The sequence below is a fragment of the Lysinibacillus sp. RC79 genome (assembly GCF_041262405.1).
Taxonomy (GTDB): Bacteria; Bacillota; Bacilli; order Bacillales_A; family Planococcaceae; genus Lysinibacillus.
This window is the reverse complement of sequence record NZ_JBGCCD010000020.1, coordinates 21,590-38,792: the sequence shown is the minus strand read 5'-3', so window position 1 is coordinate 38,792 and position 17,203 is coordinate 21,590. Positions and strand designations below refer to the sequence as shown.

18 protein-coding genes are annotated in these 17,203 nt (G+C 38.0%); 17 read left to right on the top strand and 1 reads right to left on the bottom strand.

Annotated features, from left to right (window positions below; translation table 11 throughout):
• The first annotated feature begins 288 nt into the window (after nt 1-288).
• The 6 genes from spoIIAA to ABH968_RS17760 all read left to right on the top strand — a co-directional run bounded on the left by spoIIAA (nt 289) and on the right by ABH968_RS17760 (nt 5,485).
• Nucleotides 289-642 (top strand): anti-sigma F factor antagonist, encoded by a 354-nt coding sequence (spoIIAA, locus tag ABH968_RS17785; RefSeq protein ID WP_249075721.1) that lies wholly within the window; start codon nt 289-291, stop codon nt 640-642.
• Nucleotides 635-1,075, top strand: a complete 441-nt coding sequence (gene spoIIAB, locus ABH968_RS17780; RefSeq protein ID WP_370046067.1) for an anti-sigma F factor — start codon at nt 635-637, stop codon at nt 1,073-1,075. The genes spoIIAA and spoIIAB overlap by 8 nt, the downstream gene beginning before the upstream one ends.
• Nucleotides 1,076-1,085: 10 nt before the next feature.
• Complete coding sequence (sigF, locus tag ABH968_RS17775; protein WP_370046065.1) at nt 1,086-1,877, top strand: RNA polymerase sporulation sigma factor SigF; 792 nt, start codon at nt 1,086-1,088, stop codon at nt 1,875-1,877.
• A gap of 15 nt (nt 1,878-1,892) precedes the next feature.
• Nucleotides 1,893-3,341, top strand: a complete 1,449-nt coding sequence (locus ABH968_RS17770) for a spore germination protein (protein ID WP_370046064.1) — start codon at nt 1,893-1,895, stop codon at nt 3,339-3,341.
• Between the two features lie 250 nt (nt 3,342-3,591).
• A complete protein-coding gene (lysA, locus tag ABH968_RS17765) occupies nt 3,592-4,911 on the top strand; it encodes a diaminopimelate decarboxylase (RefSeq protein WP_370046062.1) in 1,320 nt (439 codons plus the stop codon).
• 199 nt (nt 4,912-5,110) lie between these two features.
• Nucleotides 5,111-5,485: a GNAT family N-acetyltransferase gene (locus tag ABH968_RS17760; RefSeq protein WP_370046060.1), complete on the top strand. Its 375-nt coding sequence runs from the start codon at nt 5,111-5,113 to the stop codon at nt 5,483-5,485.
• Here ABH968_RS17760 and ABH968_RS17755 read toward each other — a convergent pair.
• Nucleotides 5,479-5,985, bottom strand: coding sequence for a DUF309 domain-containing protein (locus ABH968_RS17755; protein WP_370046058.1), 507 nt, complete (start codon nt 5,983-5,985; stop codon nt 5,479-5,481). The two genes, ABH968_RS17760 and ABH968_RS17755, sit on opposite strands and share 7 nt — an antisense overlap.
• A 55-nt stretch (nt 5,986-6,040) precedes the next feature.
• Here ABH968_RS17755 and ABH968_RS17750 point away from each other — a divergent pair, with 55 nt between their 5' ends.
• The 11 genes from ABH968_RS17750 to ABH968_RS17700 all read left to right on the top strand — a co-directional run bounded on the left by ABH968_RS17750 (nt 6,041) and on the right by ABH968_RS17700 (nt 17,149).
• Nucleotides 6,041-6,823 carry a segregation/condensation protein A gene (locus ABH968_RS17750; RefSeq protein WP_370046057.1) on the top strand — a complete coding sequence of 261 codons (783 nt, stop codon included), beginning with the start codon at nt 6,041-6,043 and terminating at the stop codon, nt 6,821-6,823.
• A complete protein-coding gene (gene scpB, locus ABH968_RS17745) occupies nt 6,795-7,388 on the top strand; it encodes an SMC-Scp complex subunit ScpB (RefSeq protein WP_370046150.1) in 594 nt (197 codons plus the stop codon). Before ABH968_RS17750 ends, scpB begins: the two co-directional genes overlap by 29 nt.
• Before the next feature lie 90 nt (nt 7,389-7,478).
• Entirely contained in the window at nt 7,479-8,549 is a 1,071-nt protein-coding gene (locus ABH968_RS17740) for a D-alanyl-D-alanine carboxypeptidase family protein (RefSeq protein WP_370046055.1), read from the top strand.
• A 196-nt stretch (nt 8,550-8,745) separates the two neighbouring features.
• Nucleotides 8,746-9,057, top strand: a complete 312-nt coding sequence (locus tag ABH968_RS17735; RefSeq protein WP_370046053.1) for an Asp23/Gls24 family envelope stress response protein — start codon at nt 8,746-8,748, stop codon at nt 9,055-9,057.
• Nucleotides 9,008-9,334, top strand: a complete 327-nt coding sequence (locus ABH968_RS17730; protein WP_370046051.1) for a hypothetical protein — start codon at nt 9,008-9,010, stop codon at nt 9,332-9,334. The genes ABH968_RS17735 and ABH968_RS17730 overlap by 50 nt, the downstream gene beginning before the upstream one ends.
• A gap of 668 nt (nt 9,335-10,002) precedes the next feature.
• Nucleotides 10,003-10,734 carry a pseudouridine synthase gene (locus tag ABH968_RS17725; protein ID WP_370046050.1) on the top strand — a complete coding sequence of 244 codons (732 nt, stop codon included), beginning with the start codon at nt 10,003-10,005 and terminating at the stop codon, nt 10,732-10,734.
• Between the two features lie 352 nt (nt 10,735-11,086).
• Nucleotides 11,087-11,620, top strand: a complete 534-nt coding sequence (gene resA, locus ABH968_RS17720; protein WP_370046049.1) for a thiol-disulfide oxidoreductase ResA — start codon at nt 11,087-11,089, stop codon at nt 11,618-11,620.
• Between the two features lie 13 nt (nt 11,621-11,633).
• Nucleotides 11,634-13,310 carry a cytochrome c biogenesis protein ResB gene (gene resB / locus ABH968_RS17715; RefSeq protein WP_370046047.1) on the top strand — a complete coding sequence of 559 codons (1,677 nt, stop codon included), beginning with the start codon at nt 11,634-11,636 and terminating at the stop codon, nt 13,308-13,310.
• The gene (ccsB, locus tag ABH968_RS17710) at nt 13,307-14,494 is read left to right on the top strand and encodes a c-type cytochrome biogenesis protein CcsB (RefSeq protein WP_370046045.1); all 1,188 of its coding nucleotides are present in this window, start codon (nt 13,307-13,309) and stop codon (nt 14,492-14,494) included. The genes resB and ccsB overlap by 4 nt, the downstream gene beginning before the upstream one ends.
• Before the next feature lie 170 nt (nt 14,495-14,664).
• Nucleotides 14,665-15,381: a response regulator transcription factor gene (locus tag ABH968_RS17705; RefSeq protein WP_049668637.1), complete on the top strand. Its 717-nt coding sequence runs from the start codon at nt 14,665-14,667 to the stop codon at nt 15,379-15,381.
• On the top strand, nt 15,374-17,149 hold the full coding sequence (locus tag ABH968_RS17700) for an ATP-binding protein (RefSeq protein ID WP_370046043.1): 1,776 nt from the start codon (nt 15,374-15,376) through the stop codon (nt 17,147-17,149). The genes ABH968_RS17705 and ABH968_RS17700 overlap by 8 nt, the downstream gene beginning before the upstream one ends.
• Nucleotides 17,150-17,203: the final 54 nt, after the last annotated feature.

Here is a 17,203-nt window from a genome sequence, read left to right as displayed (position 1 = left end):
AAAAAATAAGCTTAAATCACGGAAAAGGGAGTGGCAGTCACAGGAACGTTGTGGGAAGTTTCACATTGTATCACCTCCCACAACTTTTGCTGCCTTTAACATAATAATAATTCTTGTGAAAAGTGTCAGTCATGTTTAAAAAATGTTGATTTATCCCATACTGAATTTAACCTAAAAAGCTATAAGTATGTCGATTTGCCACTATTTCGGAAGACTTTGCACTAGTTCTGTCAGCCGCAAGGAATCACCACATTGAATGTGGAATTGCACGAGGAGGAGGCGATATTCATGCATTTTCAATTAGAGATGGTAACAAGAGAGACAGTAGTTATACGTTTATTTGGGGAGCTCGATCATCATGCAGTAGAGCAAATTCGAGCTAAAATTTCTACAGCAATTTTTCAAGGCACTGTAACGACCATCATTTGGAACTTAGAGGGGCTTTCCTTTATGGATAGTTCAGGTGTAGGTTTAGTGCTTGGTCGGATGCGTGAGTTAGAGGCAGTCGCCGGACGAACAATTTTATTGAATCCATCGCCGACAATGCGAAAAGTATTTCAATTTTCAGGTTTAGGGCCGTGGATGATGGATGCAACTGAAGAAGAAGCAATTGATCGAGTTAGGGGGATTGTAAATGGATAACGAAATGACATTAACTTTTTTAGCAATTAGTGAAAATGAAGCCTTAGCGCGTATAGCGGTGACAGGTTTTATCGCACAATTAGATCCAACAATTGATGAGCTATCCGAATTTAAAACGGTTGTCTCGGAGGCTGTTTCTAATGCCATTATTCACGGTTATGAAGAGAATGGTAAAGGCCTTGTTACAGTTCATGCAAAACGTGAGGATGATATTGTAACTGTGTCTGTTATGGATAAAGGTTTTGGTATTGAGGATGTAAGCCAGGCAATGGAGCCGTTATTTACGACGAAAAGTGCGATGGAACGTTCAGGTATGGGCTTTACTATTATGGATAGTTTTTCAGATCAATTGACCGTAATGTCCAAATGGCAACAAGGTACAACTGTCACGTTTACGAAGAAATTTTACTCGGTTCGCACACCGGTAATGTGAGGATGCAATTTTGAAGCCGCTAGAACAGTCGTCCGATAAGCTATTGTCACAGGGAGAAATGCGGGATTTAATTGCACGTGCACAGCAGGGCGATCATGAGGCTCGTAAACGAATGATTGAAGGGAATACGAGGCTTGTGTGGTCTATCGTCCAACGCTTTACAAGCAGGGGCGTGGAGCTCGAGGATTTATTTCAAATTGGCTGCATAGGTCTCATGAAGTCTGTGGATAAATTCGATCTAACGTATGATGTTAAATTTTCGACATATGCGGTACCAATGATCATTGGAGAAATTCAGCGATTTCTAAGGGATGACGGTATGGTGAAAGTTAGTCGATCTATTCGTGAGCTTAATTTTAAAATTCGTCATGCAACTGATGAATTCATTAAAAAAAATGAGCATCCACCAACCATTCATGAATTAGCACAGGTTCTTGATGTCACACCTGAGGAGATTGTAACAGCTTCTGATGCATTAAGAGATCCTGCTTCCTTGCATGAACAATTGTATGAGAGCGAAGGGGATTCTATTACTTTAATGGATCAGATGAAGGACGAAAAATCTGAACAGCCATTTGACTATATACCATTAAAAGAAGTGCTCACAAGACTTGAGCCAAGAGAGCAATCAATTATTTATTTACGATATTTCTCAGATTGTACCCAAACTGAAATTGCTAACAGGCTAGGCATATCACAAGTTCAGGTATCACGATTAGAGAAAAAAATTCTTGCTCAATTAAAAAATTGGATGGCCACAAGTGCCACAGTTGAAGAGGAAGAAGTAAAAAAAGACATCTAAGAAAATGGTGACAGCATGACAGAAAAAGATAAACTTTTTAACAGCATAGAAGAAGCCGAAAATTTTCTTAAAGAGCAATTTGGTGACGGCGAATCGTTTGACATTAGTATTAAGCATGTATTTGTCAAAGATTTGCCGGTTCTTTGCGCATATATAAGTGGACTTGTGGATGGAATAGTGTTAACACAATTACTCTCCAATATGTTACCTGATGAGGACATTGATATTGAGGATGAAAAGGAGTATTTTGAAGCCTATTTTAATTTCCAAGGTCGTTCTGAGGAAACCAAACGTGAAGCCATTTTATTATCAATATTAAGTGGACAAGTAGCCTTTATAACGAAAAGTGGTTACGGCTATGTTGCGGAGATTCGAAGCTATCCAGGACGTACACCTGCGGAGCCTGACAATGAAAAGGTTATTCGTGGATCTAGGGACGGCTTTATAGAAGGTATTTCACAAAATACTGCTTTGATTCGTCGGCGAATTCGCAATAGTAATTTACGTTTCGAGCTACATAAAATATCCGAAATCGGTCAAACCGATGTCGCGCTAGCGTTTATAAAGGGTATTGCGAGTGATGAAACGCTCGATAAATTACGACAGCGCATTAAACAAATTAATCATGATGGCTTGACGATGACGGATAAATCACTAGAGGAATGGCTGTTTAAACAGAAGTTTCATCCAGTTCCTTTTGTACGTTATACGGAACGACCAGATATTACCGCAGCGCATTTACTTGAGGGACATATAGCCATTATTGTCGATACGTCTCCTTCTGTCATTATCGTGCCAGCAACGGCCTTTCATTTACTGCAGCATGCTGAGGAGTACAGGCAAGCACCATCAGTCGGAACCTTCGTCCGTTTTATGCGCTATTTTGGAGCAATTATGGGTTTATTATTATTGCCCTTGTGGTATTTATGTGCAACGCATGGGATACATTTACCGGATGAGTTATCCTTTTTAGGGGCAAAGAAAAAATCACATATCCCAATTTTACTACAAGTACTTATTGGAGATATTGGGATAGAATTTTTGAGGATGGCCGCCATTCATACCCCATCTCCATTATCCACTGCGATGGGGTTAGTTGCCGGTGTAATTATTGGTCAGATTGCTATTGATGTTGGGGTATTCTCGCCAGAAGTAGTGTTATATACAGCCGTTTCAGCTATTATGACTTTTATTATTCCTTCTTATGAGCTGGGTATCTCCATTAAACTCTTTAGACTAGTGTTGTTAATAATGACTGGAATTTGGGGAGTAAATGGGTTATTTATCGGGATCTTTTTATTATTTACGTATTTATGCTCATTACGTCCGATGCAAGCGCCATATTTGTGGCCACTTATTCCGTTCTTTCCAAATGCGATGCTTCGCGTACTTGTCCGTTTCCCAATGACAGCAGATGCATTAAGACCCTATGTAGTCGATTCCGAACAACGAAAAAGATCATAGGAGCCGTTGCACTCGTTTTTTTCATGTGATAAAGTTCACATATAGTATTTTGTGATTTTTGCAAAAATTATCTTCATTCATCAAAAGGTTCACTACGACAAGGTGTTGACATATTTGTGATATTAGCCCTCGTGTACTGTTCGAACCCTTGTTGAATGATACCTCTAAAAAGGATAGTAGCACTGCTACTTCCATTAGAGGTGCAAATTTTATCACAAGTATGGAACGATGTGAAAAGGGAGAGATGCACATGCATTTATATGGAACACAAGCGATTTCTGAAGATGGTCATTTAACGATTGGACAGGTAGATACATTAGAGCTTGCAAAAGAATATGGTACACCTTTATTTGTGTATGATACGGCGCTTATTCGTAAGCGTGCACGCGGCTTTATTGATACGTTTAAAAAACTAGGTGTAAAAGCAGAAGTAGCTTATGCTTCTAAAGCATTTGCATGTGTAGCTGTGTACCAATTAGCGGCAGAAGAAAATCTATCTTTAGACGTTGTCTCTGGTGGAGAATTATTTACAGCTTTAAAAGCTGGATTCCCTGCTGAGCGTATTCATTTCCATGGTAATAATAAAAGCATTGCTGAATTAGAATTAGCCTTTGACTCGAAAATCGGTTGTATTGTTGTGGATAACTTCTATGAAATTCAACTTTTACAAGAAATCTCAGAACGCCGTCAACAAAAAATGCGTATTTTACTACGTGTCACACCAGGTGTTGAGGCACATACGCATGATTTCATTACGACAGGTCAAGCGGATTCTAAATTTGGCTTCGACTTAAATAATGGTCAAGCAGATGAAGCTTTCCAACAAACTTTTAACCATGAATACCTAGAGCTTCTAGGATTACACTGCCATATTGGCTCTCAAATTTTTGACACAGCGGGCTTTGGCTTAGCAGGAGAAAAACTAGTTGATAAAATTTCTGATTGGAACAAGACTCACGATTTTACATGTACTGTGTTAAACTTAGGAGGGGGCTTCGGAATTCGTTATACTGAGGAAGATGCACCGCTTGAGCCACAAGTATATGTAGAAGATATGATTACAGTTGTAAAGAACAAAGCGACTGTACTCGGTCTAACTATGCCAGAAATTTGGATTGAACCAGGGCGTTCACTTGTAGGCGATGCAGGAACATCACTTTATACAATTGGTTCACAAAAAACAGTGCCCAATGTTCGTAAATATATTGCTGTCGATGGTGGAATGAGTGATAATATCCGTCCGGCATTATATGATGCGAAGTACGAGGCGGTCATTGCGAGTAAAGCAAATGAATCAAAAAGTGAAACATATACAGTGGCTGGTAAACTTTGTGAATCGGGCGATAAATTAATTATTGATGCTAAGCTTCAGGAAGCAGCTTCTGGTGATGTGCTGGCAATCTTCTGTACTGGTGCGTATGGATATTCTATGGCGAGTAACTATAATCGTGTACCACGACCAGCAGTTGTATTTATAGAAAATGGCAAACATCAATTAGCAATTCGACGCGAAAGTTATGAAGATATTGTACAAAACGATCTCCCGCTAACGTTAAAAAAGGGTGAGTAAATATGAGAAAAAACAAATGGGTATTACTAGCGTCCATTTCAACTTTTGTTTTGTTGTGGGGCATTTTCTATTGGGTATTGGCGTCTAAAGGTATTCTCGGACCTGGTTCGTAAGACAGAAATTGACTTGCGGTAAAAGTACAAATCGTGTAGGATAGTCAAAGATTATGTACAGCTAGAAAAAGAGGGAATAGACAAATATGTTAATTCGATATAAGAAAGCTTTCGAGAAAATAGCAATGGGGCTACTCTCGTTTATGCCTAACGAAAAAGACATAAAAAAGCTCACAGAGACAATCAACTCCTATGAAAATAATGATAATTGGGTTTTATATTTATGGAAAAAGAACGATGAGTATGTTGGCATTGTTGGACTTTTAACAGACAGTAATAATATAGCTACGATTCAACATGTTTCCGTTGTCCCATCTTATAGAGGTGAAGGTGTTGCGAAGGAAATGCTACAGGAAGTAGCAGAACTTGGCCAGTACGAAAGTGTGCGTGCAACGGAGGAAACGCGTAATTTTGTTCAAAAATGTATAAATTGTATCGATGAAGAAGCAGACGATCATTGACGTCTGCTTTTTCTTTGTTTGTTTTCTTGACGCTCTGCAAGAATATGTGAGCGATCTCGAAGCATATGTTTATGAAGAAGATAGTTAGAGTTACTTGATGGCAAAAGCTGTATGCGAGCAAATACTAATTCCTCCAATTTGGGTGATAGAGGAAGTTGAAATGCTTGAAAGGACTTGCCCATTTTGATAGCAGAAAGTGCATCTGTTAGTTGTGTTAGTAGTATTTCGTAGTCGATTTCGTCAAAAAAGATGTGCCCTATATTATATTGAAAATTATTGAGTGCTTTTTCTAAGATTCGCGCAGCGCCAATATAATTGTCACGTCGATAATGATATAAACCTGTTGCGAGCTGTACGTATCCAACGAGAGGGTGCTTTTTATCACCTGGAGCAATATCCTTCCAGTATTCCTCAAGGACTTCATGGCATTCAAAAAAATCTTGATTACCATTGAAAAAAGCACAGTAATCGATAAATAAAGTATGATGCTGTGGATGCATTTTGGACTCCTTTCTACTATACTAAAAGAACATATAATCTCAGGGTGGTAAAACAATGTCTTATGAAGTAAAATTAGAAGCCTTTTCAGGGCCTCTTGATTTATTATTGCATTTAATTCACAGATTGGAAATTGATATTTATGATATCCCAATGGCTGAAATTACTCAACAATATATCGACCATATACATGCTATGCAGGTACTGGAGTTAAATGAGGCTAGTGAATATTTAGTGATGGCTGCAACATTATTGGCCATTAAAAGTCGTATGCTCCTGCCAATTCATGAAGGTGAGCTTGAAGATGCCGAATTAGAAGTCGACGGTCCAGACCCTCGTGAAGAACTGGTGCAACGTTTAATAGAGTATAAGAAATATAAAGAAGCAGCGAGTAGCCTACAAGAGCTTGAAACAGATCGAGCACAGGTATTTTCACGGCCGCCAGCAGATTTATCTGAGTTAGCATCAGATGAGCAAATGGCGTTATTTGATTTGAACGTCAACATCTATGACATGCTTGGAGCATTTCAAAAACTGATGCGTCGAAAAAAATTAAAAAAACCACTGAAGACAACTGTAGCGAGACAGGAACGCTCAGTGAAAGATCAAATGCGTTCGATTGTCGATTCATTACGATCTACAGGTGGACGTGCATCATTTTCCGAACTTTTTCCCTATGAAGATAAGCCAACGCTTATTCTGACGTTTTTATCCATTCTTGAACTGATGAAACGTCAGATCGTCATCGTAGAGCAAGATGGTAACTTTGAAGAATTAACAGTTACATTACAGAAGGAGGAATGGGATGATGATGACGAAAACAATGATGCTACAGAGTAGAATAGAATCCTTATTATTTGTCGTTGGAGACGACGGCTTAACTATTAAACAATTATCACAACTTTTAGGTGAACCGGAAGAGTTAGTCGTACAGACAATGGAAGTGTTGAAAACAACATATGAAGAAGATTTAGCTAGAGGCCTTACTATAAAAGAAATAGCGGGAGTTTATCAGCTTATAACAAAATCTGAACTAGCAGATACTATTCAAAGATTAGTAGAAAATCCAACTGTTCAATCATTATCGCAAGCCTCGCTTGAGGTATTGGCTATTGTGGCATACAAACAGCCAATTACACGTGTAGCAATTGAAGATTTACGCGGTGTGAAATGTGAAAGACCTATACAAACGCTCGCTTCGAGAGGGTTAATTAAAGAAGTTGGTCGCTCAGAAGGGACAGGACGTGCAATCTTGTATGGTACAACAAAAGAATTTTTAAACTACTTTGGTTTAAATAGTATAGAAGAAATGCCGCCTTTACCTGATGATGAGCTAGTTGAAACGGAGCAAGAAACAGATTTATTTATGACGAAATTCCAAGAAACCTTTAGTGGAGTAAAGTAAATAAGCAATATGTAATTTAAGGTATAATACTTTGTTTGAAACATAAATATAATCTATATTTTCCTATTACTTTTAATAAGGAGTGGCTCGTTGCTTCGGTTAGTACGTTTAATATTGTTCATGATAGTTGTGGTAATGTTAATGCTTCCTCAAACCAGTTTAGCACGGGGTGGTAGCGGATATGCTGTCTTAGATGGTGATACAGGCCGTATTTTATTCGAATCAAATAGTGATGCACGGTTACCAATTGCTAGCTTAACAAAAATTTGGACAGCACTCGTTGCTATTGAAAATAGCAATCTTCAAGATGAAGTGGTTATTTCACCGAGGGCTGCAACGGCTGAGGGCTCGTCAATTTACTTGCAGGCAGGGGAAAAAGTTACGGTAGAAACATTGTTATATGGTTTGATGCTACGATCAGGAAATGATGCAGCAACAGCTTTAGCTGAGCATGCCGGTGGATCGGTTGAAGGGTTTGTCAAGTTAATGAATGAGCGGGCTGTTGTTTCGGGTCTCACAAATACAGTATTTATGAACCCGTCTGGCTTGCATCATGATGAGCATTTATCGTCAGCAAGAGATACTGCTGAAATGTTGAGAATTGCTCTTCAAAATAAAACTTTCAAGAAGATTGCTTCCACAGTTCTATTTCGTGCCAATACTGAAAATGGGATGTTATGGGAAAATAAGCACCGGCTATTACGAGAAGGGTCAGGGGTTGCCATCGAAATAGGTGATGAGACACAACTACCTGTTAATGCATTAAAGTCAGCAAAAGGTTCAGCATTCGCCGGAAAAACAGGCTTTACAAAGGTGGCTGGTCGGACCCTTGCAACCGCCTTCCAAAAGGACGGGCAAACATGTATTGTCGTCACTTTGAATGAATCCGATGACTGGAATGTACATCGGGGTTTAGCGAACAAGGTTTGGCAAGATTATAGCCTTGAAACAGTGGTGGAAAAAGGTAAATATAAAGTCAATAAAAACCTTTCCATTCGTTTAGAGCAACCAATTCGTTTGCAATTAAATAAAGAAGAAAAAGAAAGTGTAAGGCAAGTTTTGCATGTTTCACGAAAACGTAAGGAAGGTGTACTATCCCTCTTTATCGGTGAAGAGCGTATCTATGCAGTGCCAGTAAAAGTTGAATCAGCGGATCGTTAAAAGCGATTCGCTGATTTTTTTATTTATGAACCACATTTAGGAAAACGTTTGTGGGCGACGGCAGTACCTTTCGAGCATATTACGATAGTGTGTGAATTAATTTAGATTTATTTAATAAATGATGAGGAATTTGGTAAAATTAATTAGAATGGCATTTAATTGAATTTTTTGAATATTTATAGAGGGGGAAGTATTTATGACCACTGAATCAAACAGTAGGCAATATCAAATAGGGGTAATAATAATTTTATTCTTGTCAAGCTTTATCGCTCCTCTTATCTTTTTATATCCTATTCAAGAGTTGTTCTATCGACCTAAGGAATACTACTTTTTTGATCCTTTTTTTACAGCCTATATTATATTGATGGTTGTATTATTCATGTTAGCAGTCACGTTATTAGTCAATTTTTTAGTGATTCCTAAAACAAAAAAAAAGGAAGAATATTCAACGAGGAATCGTGGGGACATCGTTTGTAATTGCTGGTGCATTGATATTTTTATGTATTAATAACTATCAATATATTGATGCAAAAGGAATTCATATGAATCTTTTTTTTAGTTTGCAAGAAGATCATACAAGCTGGGAAGATATTGTGAAGGTTGAACAGACTATTGTGAAAAAAAATGGTGTAAGTTTGCCAGATAAATTGATTTTTACATTAAAAGATGGTTCAACAATTGAACAACCTTTAACAGATAAGTTATCAAGCACGAAGCAATTTATTAATCAAGAATTAAGTAACTATGGACTTACAATCGAAAATAAATATAGTGAAAATGAGTAATTATAAAAGGCTGCCGAAAACGGTGGCTTTTTATGTTTTAACTTCTTTCAGCAAATGTTTTAGTAGCGAAAGCGAAGCGTCAGCTACAAGTGTTTAGGTAGCGAAAGCAAAGCGTCAGCTACAAATGTTTTAGTAGCGAAAGCGAAGCGTCAGCTACAAGTGTTTAGGTAGCGAAAGCAAAGCGTCAGCTACAAATGTTTTGGTAGCGAAAGCGAAGCGTCAGCTACAAGTGTTTAGGTAGCGAAAGCAAAGCGTCAGCTACAAGTGTTTAGGTAGCGAAAGCAAAGCGTCAGCTACAAATGTTTTGGTAGCGAAAGCGAAGCGTCAGCTACAGAAGTCTCCCACCTCTATAGGTGGTGAGATGAATGCGGGTTTTAAGTTACTTTTCAGCGGGTGTACAAACATCCGATGAAATAGAGGAACTCATTCTAAGAACGCCACGTCCGGGTGAGGATCCTTAAAATTCAAGTGCAAATTATCCAAAAAATAGTTGATAAAAACTATTTCAAATCATTTAATTATTTATCCATAATTAGTTTTTCTTTAATAATGTATAAAAGTATGACATAATTTTCACAGATTAGCGGGAAAAATAACCTTATTCATAATGCGAATGAGGTTTAATGCTTGGTGTCAAACCAAGGTGAATGAAAATTAGAGGTGAAAGAATGGAAAGATTACAAAAGGTCATTGCGTATGCTGGTGTGGCGTCTAGACGTAAGGCAGAACGATTGATTGTAGAAGGTAAAGTTAAAGTGAACGGAGTCGTAGTGCGTGAGTTAGGTACAAAGGTTTCCAACTCAGATACGATAGAAGTAGAAGGCGTGAAGCTTGAGAAAGAGGATAAGGTTTATTATTTACTATATAAACCACGTGGAACGATTTCAGCTGTAACAGACGACAAAGGACGCAAAACTGTCACAGATTTGTTTAAGTATATCCCGCAACGAATTTTCCCAGTTGGCCGTCTCGACTATGATACATCTGGCTTATTGCTATTGACAAATGATGGTGAATTTTCTTATGTGCTGACGCATCCGAAGTTTAAAATCGACAAAACATATATTGCTCGTGTTAAAGGCATTCCAACGATTGAAGGTTTAAAAAAGCTTCAACGAGGAATTAAGTTAGAAGATGGCAAAACAGCTCCTGCGATGGTTAGTATGACTTCATTTGATGAAAAAGCAGGTAAGGCAATCTGTGAAATTACGATCCACGAAGGGCGAAATCGTCAAGTGCGTCGCATGTTCGAGGCGATCGGTACGCCAGTTGTTAAACTAAAACGTGAACGCTTTGCCTTTTTAGATTTATTCGGGCTAGCTCCTGGGGAATATCGTGAACTAACAAAGCATGAAGTGAAGCAATTGCGAGTGTTAGCGGAGACAGGAAAACTCGGATAAATGAGCATTTTCTAATAGAAAGTGAAATACTTCTATGTGCAATAGTAATGTATTCACTTTCTTATTAGTGAAATCGTTCATAAATCATTCATAATTATTAGCTAAGCGTTTGTGTATCATTTTGCTATAATAGGTGAGAATAGCTCACCTATTATAGTTGCATCCTGATGAAATCGTTTCCACGATTTGCAAGGTGGTGTTTGACGCACAAGTGAATGACAAATGTAAAATTTGACAAACATGTAAATGTTGTAAATTAGACGGTAAAATCCATACATATGAATGTTTGTATGAAAAGCTTAGCGTCAATTGTAGTTACTCTAAGCCGTAAATTGATAGGGGGTTTATTAACTTGGAGAAAAAGAAAAAACGTCTCGTCATTCGTACCATTATTTTGGCAGTCTTAGTCTTAGCTATTGGTTACACGGTATACGGAACAGCAACAAAGGATAAGGTAGAGTTAATAGCAGTGGGCTCTAAAGCACCAGACTTCACGTTAGTAGATTTAAACGGTGAGAAACATAAGCTGTCTGATTATAAGGGGCAGGGCGTATTTTTGAACTTCTGGGGAACTTGGTGTAAGCCTTGTGAAAAGGAAATGCCTGCAATGGATCGTCAGTATAAAGTTTTTAAAGATCAAGGTGTACAAACATTGGCGGTCAATATTGCACAAACAGATTTTGAAGTACAGAATTTTGTCGATAGATATGAGTTAACGTTCCCAGTAGTTATTGACAAAACGAAAAGCGTTCAGACTACCTACAATGTAGGTAATTTACCTGCAACTCTCCTTATTGATCCAGATGGTAAAGTAGCCAAAATTATTACTGGTGAAATGACGGAGGGAAATATTGCTTCGTACATGGAATTAGTGAAGCCGAAATAAGGAGAAAATGACTATGGAAAACATCATTTGTGCTTGTGGTCATAGTAACCCATATGGCACGAAGCTTTGTGAGAAATGTGGTCGTCCTTTAACTGAGGAAGGTAAACAAACAAAAGTTGTTGATATGCGCTACGATGGAACGGCGATTCGTTCAAAAACGTATAATAAGACAGTCATCGATAAAATTTGGAATTTCTTCTCGAATGTAAAAGTGGGGATTGCCCTCATTATTATTACGTTGGTCGCAGCGTCAATCGGAACAATATTACCGCAAGCGATATATGTTAATGCCCCGGAACCTAGTAAAGCGGAGTATTATGAGAAAGTGTATGGTGTTTTGGGCAAACTCTATAATAATTTAGGACTTTCTAATTTGTATAGCACTTGGTGGTTCCAAATTTTAGTGGGAATGCTTGCGATCTCCATTATTGTTGCGAGTTTAGACCGTGGTATACCATTGCATAAGTCTCTAAAAAATCAACGCGTTAAACGTCATGAAAGTTTCATGAAGCGTCAACGTATCGTTGCAGAAGGACAAGTGCCAAACCCTGATGAATCGCTTGATAAAGTTGAGCAAAAAATGACGGAATTAAAATATCATGTTCGTCGTGATGGAAGTGCACTGCTAGCAGAGCGTGGTCGTTTTGCTCGGTATGGCCCATACATAAATCATGTCGGTCTCATTATCTTTTTAACAGGTGTTATGTTGCGCTTAGTACCTGGTTTTTATGTGGATGAGACGATTTGGATACGCGAAGGTGAGACACGAGCTATACCAGGGATGGATGGCTATTTTATTAAAAATAATAAATTTATTTTAGAAACCCATGGCGATAAACCTCAGGACGAGCAATCAAACCAAGGTGTCAATGCTATGGCGAAAAACTATCAAACAGACATCACGTTATACAAACAACCTGAGGGAGCTCTTCCTGGAGATTCAGACAATCTTGAAAAATTGAGAGATTACTCTATTCGTGTTAATCATCCGTTAAAAGAAAACGGTTTTGCGCTGTATCAAATGAATTATCGTCTTAACGAATTGAGACAGATGAATTTTAATTTAGTGAATAAAGCAACTGAAGAAGATTCACTAGGTCAAATTGAAATTGATTTAACGAATCCTAAAAAAGAATATGATTTAGGAAATGGTTCCTCAGTACAAATTCTTGTTTATACACCAGATTTTGATGGTTTTGAAAATGGTGAACCACAGACAAAATCATCAATACCAAATAACCCAGCATTTTTATTTAGAATGACAACACCAGAAACTCCTGAAGGTGAAGTAAGCTTTGTAGAAATCAGAAAGCCACCACTTGAACCACTTGGTGAAAACAAATATAGAATGAAATTCGCGGGAGCAGAGATGCGTAATTCATCAAACTTTACAATTCGTAAGGATAGTACGATACCAATTTTATTTGTTGGCGGTATTATTTTCATGATTGGTGTAGTAATTGGCTCATATTGGAACCACCGACGTTTATGGTTACAGGTGGAGCCGGATGGCCGAGTGCTGATGGCTGCCCATGTGAATAAAAATATGTTTAGTATGAAAAAGGATTTAGATACAGTCACTACGTTTGCTTGTCTTCCGCCATATATAGATCAGTTAGATAAGCCTGAAGATGATAAGAAATCCGAAAAGCGAGGCACTAAAGAAAAGGAAGGTGACAACACCTTATGAGTTTGATTGACATAAGTGGAAACCTATTATTTGTAGCATTCATTGCCTACTTAGTTGCAACGTTATTGTTTGGTGGTTCGATAAAGCAATCGAATGCAACAGGCAAAAATACCGAAAAATGGGGTAAGGTAGCAATTGTTGTAACAATTATAGGTCTACTTTCTCAGCTTGGTTATTTTGTCACTCGTTGGATTTATGCAGGGCATGCACCTGTTAGTAATATGTTTGAATTTACGACTGCGTTCGGAATGTTCATTGTTGGGGCGTTCATTTTAATTTATTTTATTTATCGTGTGACAGCTCTAGGCTTAGTGGCATTGCCTGTGGCGTTATTAATAATTGCCTATGCGGCGATGTTCCCAACTGAGGTTACTCCTTTAATGCCGTCTTTACAAAGTTACTGGCTAACAATTCATGTTATTACAGCTGCTTTAGGTCAATCCATTTTAGCAATTAGTGCAGTAGCAGGGCTAATTTATTTATTAAAAGTAGTTGATTTAAAGAAGCCTTCTAAACAACGTTTCTGGTTAGAAGCGGTAATGTTCTTCCTTGTAGTAGTCGTTGGTTTCGTAGTTGCAACATCAGTTTTTAATATGATGGATTACGATTCAACATATACTTATGTTGATAAAGAGGGTAAGGAACGTCAAATTGACTACAAAATGCCACCAGTATTTGGTATGAATGAATATAAGGCAGTGGAAGAACATGGCATGTCTCCTTTAGTAGAAATGCCTGCGCTCATTAATGCGAAGAAATTAACAACAGTTGTTTGGTCATTATTAGTAGGATCTGTATTATACTTATTAATTCGATTAATTGCACGACGTCGAATTAGTGCGATTTTCCAACCTTTTGTCAAACGAGTAAATTTACAATTAGTTGATGAAATTGGTTATCGTTCAGTAATAATTGGCTTCCCAGTATTTACGTTAGGTGCTTTAATCTTTGCAATGATTTGGGCACAACTTTCGTGGAGTCGTTTCTGGGGATGGGATCCGAAGGAAGTGTGGGCACTTATTACATGGTTATTCTATGCAGCATTCCTACACTTACGTTTATCAAAAGGCTGGGAAGGTGAAAAATCTGCTTGGTTAGCTTTAATTGGTTTTGGAATAATATTATTTAACTTAATTGCTGTTAACTTGATTCTTGCAGGTTTACACTCATACGCATCAGCTTAAATTGATTTGATAAAAACTGATTCATTTGAGACATATGAGATTTTTTACGTCGCTAGTATTGGAAAGAAGAGCCTTCTTGCTGTGGCAAGAAGGCTTTCTTTTCTTTTCAATATGTGCTGTACCATGTACAATAGTAGGTAGAGAAAGATTAGAAGAGAGGGATCGTGAAAGTGTCAGAAAATATTTCAGTATTAGTTGTAGATGACGAGGATCGTATTCGACGCTTATTAAAAATGTATTTGGAGCGAGAAGGGTACCTTGTTGACGAAGCAGAAAATGGTGAACAAGCGATCGAAAAATCTTTAGAAAAAGAGTATCACTGTATTTTATTAGATATTATGATGCCTGAAAAAGACGGGCTTGAAGTTTGTGCGGAAATCCGTGAACGAGCAGCAACACCGATTATTTTATTAACTGCAAAAGGCGAGGAAGCGAATCGCGTACAAGGCTTTGAGCTTGGAGCAGATGATTATATTGTAAAACCATTTAGTCCTCGTGAGGTTGTGTTACGTGTGAAGGCTATATTACGCCGTTCACAAGCATTCTCACCTTCGACAAATGCTTCTTCTTCAAAAGATTTAGTTGTGTTCCAACATTTAATGATCGATCATGATGCGCACCGTGTAACAGCGGAGGGAATTGAAGTTAATTTAACGCCTAAAGAGTATGAATTGCTTTATTTCCTAGCTAAATCACCAGATAAAGTATTTGACCGTGAACAATTACTAAAAGAAGTTTGGCATTATGATTTCTTTGGTGACTTACGTACAGTTGACACACATGTAAAACGTTTACGCGAAAAGCTCAACCGTGTCTCTGAAAACGCTGCAAAAATGATTGTTACTGTATGGGGCGTTGGCTACAAATTTGAGGTTGTCAATGAATAGAATATGGAATAGTGTTGTCGGGAAGCTATGGGTAACCATATTGCTTCTCGTTTCATTTGTATTATTTGTTTTCACGATTTTAATGCTTGAGTTTCTTCAGAATTACCATATGCAACAGGCAGAAAGCTCTTTGCGTCAAACTGCAGCAACGGTTGCAAGTATAGTAGATGATAATGAAACAGCAGAGTCGACTTTGGAATTATTAAAAGATATTTTACCTGAAAGTACGAATGCGCTTATTGCTATTAACCATGACAGAGTTTCTTTTGCTATGCAGGAAGGTGTAAATAAAAAAGAAATCCAGGATATGATTTTAGCTAATAAATCGTTCCAAGAAGTTTTTCAATCAGATAAACCGATTATTAAGGAAATGATGATGCCGTCTTCCACAGACGAAGAAAAAATGGATTCGTATGTTGTTCTAGGTTTCCCAGTAAATGTGGAAGATGCAGTGCACGGGGCTGTCTTTATTTATCAAAGTCCAGATGCGCTGCATAAAACATCGAAAGAGACAACGAAAATTGTCTTTTTATCTGCGTTCATTGCCTTTGTGCTGACGACATTTTTTGCGTTTTTCCTTTCATCACGTATTACATCACCATTACGTAAAATGCGAGAGTTGGCGTTTGAAATTTCTAAAGGGAATTTTGAAGCGAAGATGCCGACTACACAAAATGATGAAATTGGCCAGCTGGCAGTTGCCTTTAATCAAATGGGACGTCAATTGAAACACAATCTAGAAGTGATCAATCAAGAAAATGAACAGCTTTCAAATATTTTGACATCGATGACAGACGCAGTTATCACGTTTAATCGTGACCGTACAATATTATTAAGTAATCCGCCAGCTGACCGTTTAATGCAAAAATGGTTTGTCAATAAAGGCTCACAAAGTGCGAAGCCAATTCCGCCAGAGCTTTATCATATGCTCGACCATGTACTGATGTTTGAGGATAAGCTTGAAGAAGAAATTGAGATGGATGGAAATTACTACACGTTTACAATTAGCCCTCTTTATAGTGAGGAATCGATACGTGGAGCGGTTGCAGTTATTCGTGATATGACGGAGCAGCATCGCTTAGAGAAACTGCGTTCAGACTTTATTGCTAATGTGTCTCATGAGCTACGGACTCCAATCTCGATGCTTCAAGGTTATTCAGAGGCCCTAATGGATGATGACTTTATTCAGGATCAAGAAGAACGAAATGAGATTACAAAAATTATTTATGATGAATCGAAGCGTATGGGACGCCTCGTAACAGATTTATTAGACCTTGCGCGTATGGAATCGGGGCATATGACACTTTACAAGGATGAACTCCCAATTAATTCAACATTTGAACGCATTACGCAAAAATTTGCACAGGTTGCAAAAGAGAAACATGTTCGTCTGATATTTGACAGTGAATTTAATGACGAAGCTACGATTAGTATAGACGAGGATCGGATTGAACAAGTATTAACAAATTTAGTTGATAATGCTCTCCGGCATACTGCTGAAGGGTCAGTAACAGTGAAGGTTGAGCAGGAGCCAACCTTTGCCAAAATATCTGTTCAGGATACAGGGCATGGTATTCCACAAGAGGACTTACCATATGTCTTTGAACGTTTCTATAAAGCAGATAAGGCACGTACGCGTTCTAAGGGCGGAACTGGCCTAGGTTTAGCTATTGCTAGAAATATTGTCAAGGCACATTCAGGCAATATTATGGTAGATAGTGTGCTGAAAGAGGGGACTACCTTCACGTTTTATTTACCTTTTGATTAATACTATTAAAGAGTGGTATTAATTGGATGTAACTTCTGTGGACATTAAGACGAC

Excerpts from the sequence above, each read along its gene's own strand:
- resB (WP_370046047.1), top strand. The coding sequence starts at position 11,634 with ATGGAAAACATCATTTGTGCTTGTGGTCATAGTAACCCATATGGCACG.
- ABH968_RS17755 (WP_370046058.1), bottom strand. The coding sequence starts at position 5,985 with ATGCATCCACAGCATCATACTTTATTTATCGATTACTGTGCTTTTTTC.
- ccsB (WP_370046045.1), top strand. The coding sequence starts at position 13,307 with ATGAGTTTGATTGACATAAGTGGAAACCTATTATTTGTAGCATTCATT.
- spoIIAB (WP_370046067.1), top strand. The coding sequence starts at position 635 with ATGGATAACGAAATGACATTAACTTTTTTAGCAATTAGTGAAAATGAA.
- ABH968_RS17760 (WP_370046060.1), top strand. The coding sequence starts at position 5,111 with ATGTTAATTCGATATAAGAAAGCTTTCGAGAAAATAGCAATGGGGCTA.
- ABH968_RS17700 (WP_370046043.1), top strand. The coding sequence starts at position 15,374 with ATGAATAGAATATGGAATAGTGTTGTCGGGAAGCTATGGGTAACCATA.
- scpB (WP_370046150.1), top strand. The coding sequence starts at position 6,795 with ATGACGAAAACAATGATGCTACAGAGTAGAATAGAATCCTTATTATTT.
- ABH968_RS17735 (WP_370046053.1), top strand. The coding sequence starts at position 8,746 with ATGACCACTGAATCAAACAGTAGGCAATATCAAATAGGGGTAATAATA.
- spoIIAA (WP_249075721.1), top strand. The coding sequence starts at position 289 with ATGCATTTTCAATTAGAGATGGTAACAAGAGAGACAGTAGTTATACGT.
- ABH968_RS17725 (WP_370046050.1), top strand. The coding sequence starts at position 10,003 with ATGGAAAGATTACAAAAGGTCATTGCGTATGCTGGTGTGGCGTCTAGA.
- ABH968_RS17770 (WP_370046064.1), top strand. The coding sequence starts at position 1,893 with ATGACAGAAAAAGATAAACTTTTTAACAGCATAGAAGAAGCCGAAAAT.
- lysA (WP_370046062.1), top strand. The coding sequence starts at position 3,592 with ATGCATTTATATGGAACACAAGCGATTTCTGAAGATGGTCATTTAACG.
- ABH968_RS17750 (WP_370046057.1), top strand. The coding sequence starts at position 6,041 with ATGTCTTATGAAGTAAAATTAGAAGCCTTTTCAGGGCCTCTTGATTTA.